The organism is uncultured Nostoc sp., assembly GCF_937863485.1.
Classification (GTDB): domain Bacteria; phylum Cyanobacteriota; class Cyanobacteriia; order Cyanobacteriales; family Nostocaceae; genus Nostoc.
In genome coordinates this window covers 13,113-25,284 of record NZ_CALMFY010000082.1, presented here as the reverse complement: position 1 = coordinate 25,284, position 12,172 = coordinate 13,113, and the positions used below count along the sequence as shown (strand labels likewise).

Below are 12,172 nucleotides of genomic sequence, written 5' to 3'. Positions count from 1 at the left end.
TTATGGTATACCTTGGCACTTGCGCTGGACACAAGGAAATTATCAACCAGATGCAGTTTGGTATTGGAATTATGGATTGCCTGAGGAGACAAAACGGGGATTAGGCAACAAGGAAGACCTCTACAGTCCTGGTTACTTGATAGTCACACTGCAACCAGGAGATGCGGTGACTCTAGAAGCACGAGTAGGTTTTCCCGACTCGATGGCAGGTGTTCTCACCTCCGAAACCTTTGCAGAAGCCGTGGAAGCAGAGCAAGACCGGCTCTGCCAGATTTTTGGCTGGAGCGAGGGAGGCACAGGAGCAAAGGAGCAAAGGAGCAAAGGAGTAATAAAGAATCGAATCTCTCTGCCCTCCCCTTTGCCCCCCATCCCTAGACCTGTGCCTCTTATGCCCCATGACGCCAGTTGCCTCAAGTCGGAAAACCCTTTCGGCAGTTCCTCCTGGGGGAAACCCCCAAACGCTCTCTACGAGACGCGCAAGGAACGCGGACTCGCTAACGCTGCGCTATGCGCGGCATCGTCTCCCCTTGGGAGAAGACCGGACTGCCTCACTACAGCGCTGGCTCCTCAATGCCCATTACCCCTTATCCCCAGAGGGGGCCCCGAGTTCCCCAATCCCCAATCTACAATCTGGCAGCAACTACTCAAAGCAAGCGATCAGTTTATCGTCTATAGAGCCTCAATTGCAGGCCCCACAATCATTGCTGGTTATCACTGGTTTAATGACCGAGGACGCGACATATTAATCGCCTTACCTGGATTGGCACTAGTTCCACAGCGCTTTGACCTGGCAAAAAGAGTATTAGGGACTTTTGGGCATTACTGTCGCCACGGTTTGATTCCTAATGCATTTCCTGATGCCGATGGCGAACCATTTTATAACAGTATCGATGCGGCACTGTGGTGGATTGAAACTTTAGGACTTTATTTAGAAGCTACCCAAGACTGGGAATTTTTGGCAGAGCAATTCCCCATAGTCCAACAAATTCACAAAGCCTTTGTTGGTGGTACACGCTACAATATCCAGGTTGATGCTACTGATGGGCTAATTAGTTGGGATGCTCGTGGTGTAGCCCTCACCTGGATGGATGTGGTGATTGAGGCACATCCTCTCACTCCCCGTCATGGTAAGCCAGTGGAAATTAATGCGCTGTGGTATTCAGCTTTATGTTGGCTGAGTCAGTGGGCAGAACGCTTAAGTGAGCTTAAGTTTGGCGATCCAGTGCGTCTGACTAAACAAGCACAACGTTATACTCAGCAAGCACAACAGGTGAAAACCTCTCTGCAAAAGTTTTGGAATCCTCAGTTAGGTTATTTGTACGACACTATTGAGCCAGACGATCACCGGAATTTTCAAATTCGTCCTAATGCCGTTTTGGCACTGTCACTGCACCATTGTGGGTTTTTTCCACAGCAAGGGTGTCAAGTATTAGATTTGGCAACTGCCAGCTTGCTTACCCCCTATGGTCTTCGCAGCCTCGATCCGGGAGATCCCGAATACAAAGGGAGATATGAGGGTAACCAAGAGCAACGCGATCGCGCTTATCACCAAGGCACTGTTTGGGCTTGGCTAATTGGCCCATTTATTCGTGCTTGGCAACGTTTTTATCCGCAACAATCGCTGCCTTTTGATTGGCAACCTCTGCTAGCTCACTTCCTATTTGACGCAAGTCTTGGTTCTATTTCTGAGATTTTTGATGGCGATGCACCTCATACACCTAGAGGAGCGATCGCTCAAGCTTGGTCAGTTGCTGAAGTCATCCGCCACATTAAATAGTGCTGAGTAGAAGAGATAGCCATAGTTCACCACTCACTATATGTAAATTTTTATCCCAAAAATGTAACAATAGGCTGAATTTCCAGTTGTTCTGATAAAAATTTTTCAGCGATAAAGTATTTAGTTGTTCAAGTAAAATAGCATCATCAAAAGGTAGTTTTGATCCCAAAATCTATGTTTGCTGACTTTTGTATATAATTTTCTTGACCGAGGAACTTCTAACCTGCTGAAAAATATCGGCTGCTCACATCTTAATTATCAAGAACATGAATCTACCAATCACATGAGCGAGGAACGAGAAAGAGCCGATAATGATTCCCCGTGGAAATAAATTCTAGAAGCTTACTTCCCCCAAGCAATGCAATTTTTCTTTCCGCAAACAGCAGCACTAATTAATTGGGAACGTCCCCACGAGTTTCTTGATAAGGAATTTCAACAAATAGCCCGTGAAGCAGAACTTGGTAGAAGATATGCAGATAAATTGGTCAAAGTCTGGCAAATTCGAGGAGAGGAAATTTGGCTGTTGATTCATGTCGAAATTCAGGCAAAATCGGAAGATAATTTTGCTCAAAGGATGTTTTTCTACAACCTGCGAATTTTTGACAAATTTACTAAACCAGCCATTAGCCTATCAATTTTGTGCGATGCTGACTTGACTTGGAGACCAAATCAATACGGTTATAATTATCCCGATTGTGGTCTGCATTTTAGATTTGAAACCGTCAAACTGCTCGATTATCAAAATCGATGGACAGAGTTAGAAAAGAGCGATAATCCCTTTGCGACGGTGGTAATGGCACATTTGAAAACCCAGCAAATTACTAAACAGTTGGGAGAAAGAAAAACGTGGAAATTTAGTTTAATTCGGCGATTGTATGAACAAGGGCTGCAAGAAAGGGATATTCGTAACCTCTATCGTTTTATTGATTGGGTTATGATTTTACCAAAAGGATTAGAAGCAGAATTTTGGCAGGAGTTTAAACAATTCGAGCAGGAGCGTACCATGAGTTACATTACCACAGGCGAGCGCATTGGCTACGAGCGAGGGAAGGAGGAAGGACAACAGGAACAAGCACAAACACTTGTACTACGACAGATACAAAAGCGGGTAGGTGAGTTACCACAACAGGTTCGAGAACAGGTTCAGAGCCTTTCTCTAGAACAATTGGAAGCACTGGGTGAGGCTTTGTTAGATTTTAGTGCCTTGGCGTAGCCCGTCGTAGACATCGCTGATTTGCTCAACTGGTTACAAACTCATCAAACAGTTAGTGCTGAGTCCTGAATATTAGAGGTCAAACTTGCCTCTTACAGAGCAGTCAAAGTTACTCTATCTTAACTTCACTTATTGCTCACTACTTATAAGTTATTAAAATGGCTCAGGTCGGAGTTGAACCAACGACCCCAGGCTTATGAGTCCCGTGCTCTAACCAACTGAGCTACTGAGCCATATTTATCCAGATCATTAACTAATATAGCATACAAATTTGCTCAAAACTAGCCCTTTTGCAATTTTATTACAGTTTCCATCCCTGTTGAGGTAATAGAAAGCAAAAAAGGGAGTTTACCTCCCTCAACTAACAAGGCAATGATTTAGTTAGAGACAGTCAAGAATTACACGCGATTTGGTGGTAAGAAGGCTATTGGGTTAACAGCACCCTTACCTGATGGATGGATTTCAAAGTGGCTGTGTGGGCCAGTGCTGTGACCAGTGCTGCCCATGAAAGCAATTGTTTGTCCTTGATGCACCTGCTGACCTGGTTGCACCAGAATCTTACTGTTATGAGCGTACCGAGTCAGACTGCCGTCAGGATGGCGGATATCGACAACATTACCATAGCCTCCGTTGTTCCAGCCTGCTTTTTCCACTACACCATCAGCTGAAGCACCAATGGGTGTGCCAGTGGAGTTAGCAATATCAATTCCCTTGTGCGGTCTTCCCCAACGCATACCAAAGCCAGAAGTGAGAGTGCCCTTCGCAGGCCAGTTGTAAGCTAAGGTTGAAGTAGATGGAGGAGGTATCAGTTCGTCAATCGGTCTAGGCAAATATTGATCCACTGCTGCCAAAGGTGGCATCACCTGTGGAGAAACTGTCCTTCCCCGCATCATTCCTAAGGAGTCAGAGGCATTTACTTTTTTAGGAGGCGTTGCAACTCTTGTGCCCGATGGGGTGCCAGAGGGAGTCCACTGACTAGCAGACCCTAGATTAGGCAAGAACTCTGGGTTTACTGGCTCGGTAGGGCGTACAGCAGTTCTGAATTGGGGCTTAATTGGCTGAACGCTATAGTTAGACCTACTAATAGGTGTAGGAACTGGAATTGGTATTGCTACACTATTTGGTCTAACTGCGAGGTTGGGTACTATGAAATTATTGGGGGCAGAAATAGGAGTGAGCATTGCAGCATTATTAGTTTCGCTAGCTGCTACTGGCACAACTAAGTTACCAGACTGTTGAGCGCGATATTTCTGCTGTAACCTTTGAATTTCCCCTTGCAAGCCCCGCAAACGGTCGTTATTGTTTCCCCTTGCTACCCTATTTGTTGGTGTTTTCGGCTGTTGCATTTCAGCAAAAGCTGTTGGCACTGGACCTTCACCCCCAACGCCGTAAGAATTAGCCGTGGGGGGGACTGTTTCTAAGTCGGTCGCACTATTTGCCTGAATCTGAACAATTACCGGTGTAGGGACGTTAACGCTACTGTTGTCGGCAATAGTTGGTGATTGTGAAGTAGGTAGATATGAGTTGGCACTACCAATGTTGACAGGGGAGGTGGCAACATGAGGAGTTTTGCTGGACTCTACAAAAGTGGGCTTGGTCGCTACCATTGCCTCAACTTGAGCAGCAGGAATAATCAGTTTTTGACTAATTTGCAGTTCATTTGGATTATTGAGGTTATTTGCCTTAACAAGTTCTGGTACTGAAGTATTGTATCTGCTGGCGATCGCTGCTAGTGTATCTCCAGGCTTGACTTCATAAGCTGTTCGAGGCGATGACGCAATAACTGTTGGTGTAGCTGGTGTTAGTGCAGTCGTCTGTGTCTTGTGTTTTAACCTCGATATCAACTTTGCTTTGCTTGCAGCGCTAGAAGTGTCCGACTGAGCTAATACAATTTTCTCAACTACAGTCGTCGGCTGCACCAACCCCATATCAGCTTGTGATAAATTTTTGGTCTCTCCAGAGCGCAACTGTGCCAGACTGTTTCTTAAACGGTTCGATTTTTCTTGTAAGCGATTCAGTGCGAACTCTTGTTGCGCCTTAAGTTGTGCATTTATTTCACTGTTGACTGCACCAGATATTGCCACTGTTTGTGGCTGGGCAGTTAGTGATGCATTTGTAATACCAACACCATCAGCACTAGAATCAGACAGATTATTGACTGTTGGGAAACTAGTTTCGGCTAAGGTATTGTTCATTCCCTGTGCCACTTGGGGCTTCAGGTGGGTGGAATTTTTATAAGCCGCTGTTGCTTGGGAAAACGTTGCTAATGCAGGAACTTGCAAAGACATTCCATTTGCCGCGACTTGCCATTTAGCTTCAAGCCCAGGCACTTGTGAGACTGCCGTTGGTTCCACGATCACAGGATTTTCCGGCACGCTCGCTGATGAGACTGCTTGGGACTCCAGCTTTGTGGAGGCGAATTTCACCTGAGTGTCAGGAACAGCAGGAATCGTTGACGTTGCCTTTTGGCTGCCTACTGGCACCGCTGCTTGGGCTTGATCGCTTTGTCGAGTCACCAAAAGGCTGGTTGCTCCCATAGAGATTGCCAAGCCAATCATGGCAGCTTTTGTCCGCACCCGGCGGTTAACTTTTGGATTCATCACATTTAGCAGTTCTACCGGGGCATCATCGCTGCTGGGGTTATTGTTCAACACAGCTTTTACTCTCTTTTTCAATGCTCGTTTCAAAGACGACCTCCTATGATCACTAGCGCTTAACTGACCTTGATTTTTCAATTGGATACTAGTCAATGATTTAGATCACAACGAACGATAGATCAAGATCACATTCACCAGAGATGCTTACGCAAGATTAACCTGCTTCTCTGATTTAGACAAGTTCACACGTGTTAGCAAAACTTAAAGTTTGCTGTGTTTTCTTGTCCCAACCACTCCTCACACCACTTAGGACATTTTACTCTTTACCATTATCCGCGCCTGTCTTGCGTCAATCGCGAGGACTGGACAAACTGTTTGCCAAGTCCATAGTCGCTGCCGAGAATTAAATTGCTGCGACTTCTGGAAAAGTGATGCCCCCTGCTGTAGATATCTTCAAGATATTTCTACCCAATCAGTCTTCTTCAACACGAGACTTTACGTTGATTATTCCTTAAAAAACAACCGTATTAACTATCGGCTATTTGGGGCTGCTTTCTAGCGTTCCTCAATCAAAAATGGCTCAAATACCAGATATCGACTGGGTTTTAGCGCTTTTGTTCCCCAGTTTAGATGTTTCAAATTGATCAAAATCTACCATTCAAATTTGGCATTATTCCAAGTTTTATATACAAATTTCTTATAACAACCTTCCTGTGTTTGTAAGTATCTTCCACTACAATTTACGAAAAAAAGAGAATTTGAGTATACTTTGCTACGTTTTACTGCCGTATTCAGAAAATTTTTGCTGCCACAAATCATTCATCTAGTAGATATTTGCAGATAGTAGTAGTAAATATACTTATAGTCATGCAGGTAAACAGCTATTGTAAATAGCCTAACTGACGACGGGTTTCAAATAAGCCAATTGCCACACTTACTGACAGATTCAAGCTGCGAACCCCCGGTTGGCTCATGGGAATATACAGAGTAGCATCGCAATCTGACAGAATTGTTGGTGGTAAGCCCGTGGTTTCACTACCAAACAGCAGCCAATCATCAGGTTGAAACTGAAAGCTGACATAATTAAAATTTCCACCAACAGTATAACCCAACCATCTGCCTCCACGCTCTTGATGTAAGCTTTTAAAGGCTTCTAGAGATTCGTGATAGTGCAGTTTTACATAAGGCCAGTAATCTAACCCAGCTCTTTTGAGGTAGCGATCGCTAATTTCAAACCCCAAAGGGCCCACCAGATGCAACTCTGTACCCGTAGCGGCACAAGTCCGAGCAATATTACCTGTATTAGGAGGGATTTGTGGGTTAACTAAAACTACCTGAGGCATTATCCGTATAATCTACGTATTGTATAAAAAAATTGATTGTCAATGTTAAATCTACCAAAGGGTAGAAGCTATTCATAGGTTTTGTTAATAATAATCAAGCATCATGCATCAATTAGATTTTTAAAACCAAGCACAAATCCTCCCAGAGTAATGGACTGAGAGGATATTTGGCTAAAATCAGGAAATATTAAGTTTTATGAAGAGAAGGTAAGTGTTTCTGTCTTTTGGGGTGAGTGGTGTCTCCAAGAAAATCTACCATTAGTTTGAAGACAGGAGATGCAAGCTTTGGGCATTGGGCCTCATCCTCTGCCTCCTCAGTTAAGCTAATAGGGACGAACACAATTTGTCTTCGAGTTCGATTTCGCGCTCTTGGGTGGCGACAATAGCCTGAGTGATAACGCGCTGGCTGTCAAAACCGACTGCGTGTAATTGCAACCACTGTTGAGCTTCATTGCCTTCGCGGAGGATTTTGTGTAAAGGGGAAAGGAAACAGCTAAAGCCTTGTTGTTTGGCGATCACCCAAACATCTTGGTACATTTGGGCAATCCAATCTCTGGCTAGGATACTTCTGCCATCTTGCCAATGCCTCAGTTGAGCATCGAGACTACCAGCAGCAACAGCAGCTTCGTTGTCAGCAGTCAAGGTAACGAGTTCTTCACCAGAGAAGGTACTTTGGGTTAATGGATCGATCCTGGGATTTTCGATAACTTGCGACAAACGCGCTTCTAATAAGGCTGTAATAGCTAGCAAGGCAATAGGATCTGTGACTAAATCGCAAATTCGCAATTCTAAGCGATTCAAGTCATAGGGACGGCGATCGCCATTTGGTCGCACTGATGTCCACAAATGCCGCACGTTTTGCATGGTTCCTGCAACGAGTTGATTTTCCACCCACTGAATATGATCGGCGTGGCTGGCGAATAACGGTACATGACTAGGCGTTTGCGGAAATAGGCCCCAACGGGTGGAGTGATAGCCAGTAGTTTTGCCATCTAGGAAGGGAGATGAGGCGCTGAGAGCGAGAAATAGAGGTGCTTCCATCCGGATCACCCGACACGCCCGCATTAATACTTCTGGGTCGCTGATGCCTACATTGATGTGTACGCTGGCGGTGACTACTTTCGTCCCGTAGGTGTTCTCAATGTAATCATGATAGGGGTTTGCTGGATCGGAACGCAGAAAGCGATCGCCCCCACCCAAAGATAAAGTACTTCCAGGTATCAAGGTGTAATCGCCCAAGTGAGTGAGGTAGTTTCGCAACTCCCGCCTGGGACCCAGCAAGGCACACAATAAATTCTCGTAATTAGGGGATGGTTCGGTTATGTATTCGACGTTGCGGCTATCTGGCTCTCGCATAAATCCATCCAAAGCTGCAACAATTTTGTCGGAGAGACCTACGATTTCACCTTGAGGCGTGCCAGTGTAAATCTCAATCTCAAAGCCTTTTAATAACACCACCTTGTTCTCCTCAGCTCTCTCTGCCTATAAATTGTATCGAATAAGACGAATTTCGGGATCTATCTTTAAGTTAATCAAAGGTTAAGAATCATTGAATTGCCAACTCATACCAAATCAGGACGACAGATTTATTGCCTATCTTCCGGAAAATTATTATTACTTAAGTATGAAAAATATTCTAATTATGATTCACGCACTGTATAAATAGACATCATGTATGTTATTGAAACTCGGTCGTTTTAGACAGTTAGCGTAGACCAAAGACACTCCGTTCTATGGGTTTTTTATTAAAAATCGTCTGCTAATTTAAAACAAAAATATATGTCTAAAGATATATATCAGTTTTGCGTGCATACCACTGAGCTATTAATATTACATTAAGGTAGCAAATATAATGCTAGCACCATGATGTTTATCTTATGGGATTGTTATTCATACTTAGATAATAACAAGGTAGTATGAAGAGATAACTATAGATAACTCGGTAGTAAAAGCCTTTAGTGTAATGCTGAAGATTTTTGCTATCGAGTTACCTATGTTGCAATATAAAATCATTGGGTGAATCCTTATTTTGAACAATATTGAGACGGATAAACTGTGCCCATACTTCATCACTAAGTAAGTTTAAAGCAGTTTTAGGATTGTTAGTAGCGATCGCGCCTACAACCTTACGCCATCCCTGTTGCAATTGCAGGGTCAAAGCCTCTTCAATAGAAACCTGATTCAGCAACGAAAGTGCTGTTTTAAAAATTGCTGATTCAGCTTGTATATTCTTCGACCTTAAGCCTTGAAGTGCTACATTTAACCATACAGGTAGAAGTTCCAGCCAATTGTTTTGCTGTATCTCTTTGAGTGCAATATCTTCCATACTTAACGCACCCCAAATGCATAAAGACTCTACAGCCAGTTTAGAATCACGGTTTTCTAGAGCATTTTCCCATAATTTTTGAGCGTGATTTTGGAAGCGATTAGCGAGAAATTCATAAGCTTCCTGAACTTGATGGGGAATTGTAACTTTATAAACTGACTCGCCTCGTGGTAGGTAATCGCCACGATAAGATAGCCAGTTATGAGATCCACAAAGATGGATTTCTTGATCAACTATTACTTCTTTGATATGGGAATCTCCCAACCAAAAAACCTGTACCAATGGTAAACCATCAGGTGTTTTTACCGCTCGAAGTTTTGTCTCTACTTCTGATGGTATTGGTTTATCTTCATCTGCTTTTCGCCGCGCAATTCCATGTCCAATTAAAATCCAAACTCTGCGATTAGCTAATTTCTGTAACATAGTTAAAAATTTTTCATTTACAACGGTCTGATTCAACCAAGGAGAATAAATCAAAACCTGATTTTTAGCCGAATTTAAAACTTCTGAAAAAGCTTGGCTAATTTGTCCATCGCGTAACTGTATGGCTTCACCTCCCACTGTCGAATTATCTACTTTATTACTGGATTTTGCGGCATTTTCTAGCGCCTTTTGGCGAATATTTTCCAGCCTAGCTTCTATTTGAGTATTTTTTTGCTTGAGAATGGCTTCACGCTCAAAATTGATGGTTTCGGTTGACAATTCACATAATGCTTGCAAAGAGATTTTGCCTTCAACGTGTAGCACTTCTAACCAATTTGATGCTGACTCTAAAATTTGCTTTCCACTTCTTATTTGGATGCTCAATTTATCTTCAAGGGCATCGAAGATAACAAAAAGTGATATCTTCCTCCAAATTTTTTGAGTCGAAGCCACTACCTTACACGAAGTGACGATTTTTCCATCTTCTGGCATATGAAGTGCTAAACCTGAAGCCTGAATACTTTTTTGTATTTCCTCAAGAGGTAAGACGGAAATATCAGTAATTGTATTATCAATAGTTATAAAATCTGCCAAATCAGGCAAATTTATTACTGTCTGGTTTAAGGATTCAGATTGAAAGGTGATTTTGTCGGTTAAAGGGTCTGTAATAGCATTAAGCTGTACAGGATATGGGGGCTGTGGTACAGACCCTTTTTCATAGAATGAACGCCCTTCAGGAGTGACTGTAATTGGCGATGTTGCTGATAGAGTTTGTAATGAACGAAGAGTTGCAGTAGTAGTTTGGATAAATACAGAATCAAGCCCAAGTACAGAGGCTAATTCATTCTCTGTTGGCGGAGGTTGAAATTCAATAGCAGCGCGGATGATAAATTCTTCGAGTACGTTAAACTGGCGAGGTTCCTTAATATTTATTTCTACAGGAGTTTGACGCAAGCTATAGCGAAATTGACGCGCTGCTAAAACTGATAAACTAGAACTTTGCGCTTCAATTTCGTCTACCAAATTCTTGAGATTGTCATCAATAGGTTTAGCAGAAGAGGCGAGAAACATCAACGAAACCTCCATGTAGACGCACGATGTTTGAAACTTCGCAGTACATACTGCAAATTTGTCCACGCTGCTGAGTAAATAGCGAATGACAACTCACCTTCAGCACCCACCTATTTGATTTTGGCGCATCATCACACAGAATTGGTATAAGCGTCAATTTCGATTCCTTCCAAAAATCGCACTTGGGTGGGAGTAATTTGGCGTACTTCGTGCATTCCTGGTACAAACTGTCGCCGCCATATTTCGGCATCAAGATAATTTATCCCCAGGCTTGCTGCTGCTTTTTTATCTTCTTTACGGTCTCCAATCATCCAGCAATCATATTCAGGATCTACTTTACATGATTCTAGAAAAGACTCAATATTAATCCGGGAATATTTTTCAATGGCTGCTCTAAGCATTCCATCCCCAGGCTTCCTAAAATTAATTTCTCTGAAGTTACCTACTAATTCATATCCCTCTTCAGAATCTAGAGAACATTTAATAGTTTTTTCTCTAGACACCATTACACATTTCCTACCTTCAAAATCTGGACAGAAGAATATTTCTTGAAGTTTAGGAAATAACTGTAAAGTAAACTGCATTTCTACAATTGTAGCTTCTAAGATTTTGTACCCGGCTGCAATTGCCGCTTGATTAGATATTCCTATAATCCGCCAATTACGATCAGCAAAATGCTCTATAGCTTTATCTGCGCCAAGCATCGGTTTTTGTCCTTGGGGCCATTCAATATACTTTCCTGTTTTTCCACAGCGAATTGTTCCGTTCAGGTCGAGTAATAAAATTTTCATTCTGTTTACTTTCCTGTAAAATAAAAAATTATTTGTTTCGCGCAATTAAATAGTCCTTCAAAACAGTGTTGGGAGGAAAACTATTGCGCTTTCAGGTTCAAAACAACGGACAAGAGATTATTGTAGGCTAGAGATTTTAGCCTTGGTGTTTTTACGGTATTGCAATGTCTTATATCACCTTTAGGGTAGACTGTCAAGTGCTGTTTAACAAATGAACGTTTAAAAAATTTACACTTTGAAAGAACTTGACAAACTAGCTACTATGACTTGTGCGTACTAGATAAGTCCTACACGCAATCTATCGACCCAATACCCCATAATTCTCTCACTACCCCGTAGTGTCTCTTCTAGCTGTGGGGTTTTAGATTGCTGGTGTGTTGCGTAGGCGTAGCCCGTCGTAGACATCGCTCTTGAGTACCACACCAAGCTACGCCAAGCCACCAATTACAGCGATCGCAGCAACAAAGGCAAAAACACGCATAAAATTTTGTCGCCACGAATGACGCAGGCGACTGGATAACCTCTACCTACACGGGCTAATTTGCCCAGTATATCGCCTCACTTTCGTTTACAAAATTTTTGAGCTTGTCATCAATAGGTTTAACAGAAGAGGCGAGAAACATCTACAAAA

General features: G+C 42.8%; 7 protein-coding genes and 1 tRNA gene. 2 read left to right on the top strand and 6 right to left on the bottom strand.

The genetic code is table 11. The features are described 5' to 3' along the window. Both Q0541_RS11015 and Q0541_RS11010 read left to right on the top strand, forming a co-directional pair. Positions 1-1,777 (top strand): amylo-alpha-1,6-glucosidase (locus Q0541_RS11015; RefSeq protein WP_298909590.1); only part of this gene is annotated, 1,777 nt, incomplete at its 5' end. A gap of 331 nt (positions 1,778-2,108) precedes the next feature. Next, positions 2,109-2,990, top strand: a complete 882-nt coding sequence (locus Q0541_RS11010) for a DUF4351 domain-containing protein (RefSeq protein ID WP_298909595.1) — start codon at positions 2,109-2,111, stop codon at positions 2,988-2,990. 159 nt (positions 2,991-3,149) lie between these two features. Here the strand turns inward: Q0541_RS11010 and Q0541_RS11005 are convergent. From Q0541_RS11005 to Q0541_RS10980, 6 genes are all read right to left on the bottom strand, one after another. After that, a tRNA-Met gene (locus Q0541_RS11005) sits at positions 3,150-3,223 on the bottom strand. Positions 3,224-3,388: 165 nt separating this feature from the next. Beyond that, a complete protein-coding gene (locus tag Q0541_RS11000; protein ID WP_298909588.1) occupies positions 3,389-5,677 on the bottom strand; it encodes a peptidoglycan DD-metalloendopeptidase family protein in 2,289 nt (762 codons plus the stop codon). A gap of 791 nt (positions 5,678-6,468) precedes the next feature. Continuing rightward, a complete protein-coding gene (locus Q0541_RS10995; protein WP_298909584.1) occupies positions 6,469-6,930 on the bottom strand; it encodes a tRNA (cytidine(34)-2'-O)-methyltransferase in 462 nt (153 codons plus the stop codon). 318 nt (positions 6,931-7,248) lie between these two features. Further along, positions 7,249-8,388 (bottom strand): glutamate--cysteine ligase, encoded by a 1,140-nt coding sequence (gshA, locus tag Q0541_RS10990; RefSeq protein ID WP_298909582.1) that lies wholly within the window; start codon positions 8,386-8,388, stop codon positions 7,249-7,251. Positions 8,389-8,917: 529 nt separating this feature from the next. Beyond that, complete coding sequence (locus tag Q0541_RS10985) at positions 8,918-10,750, bottom strand: hypothetical protein (protein ID WP_298909579.1); 1,833 nt, start codon at positions 10,748-10,750, stop codon at positions 8,918-8,920. 131 nt (positions 10,751-10,881) lie between these two features. Continuing rightward, positions 10,882-11,541 carry an HAD hydrolase-like protein gene (locus tag Q0541_RS10980; protein ID WP_298909576.1) on the bottom strand — a complete coding sequence of 220 codons (660 nt, stop codon included), beginning with the start codon at positions 11,539-11,541 and terminating at the stop codon, positions 10,882-10,884. Between the last annotated feature and the right edge of the window lie 631 nt (positions 11,542-12,172).

What these genes read in the sequence shown, in the direction of transcription:
- Q0541_RS10985 (WP_298909579.1), bottom strand. Translation starts at nt 10,750, where the DNA reads ATGTTTCTCGCCTCTTCTGCTAAACCTATTGATGACAATCTCAAGAAT.
- Q0541_RS10995 (WP_298909584.1), bottom strand. Translation starts at nt 6,930, where the DNA reads ATGCCTCAGGTAGTTTTAGTTAACCCACAAATCCCTCCTAATACAGGT.
- Q0541_RS10980 (WP_298909576.1), bottom strand. Translation starts at nt 11,541, where the DNA reads ATGAAAATTTTATTACTCGACCTGAACGGAACAATTCGCTGTGGAAAA.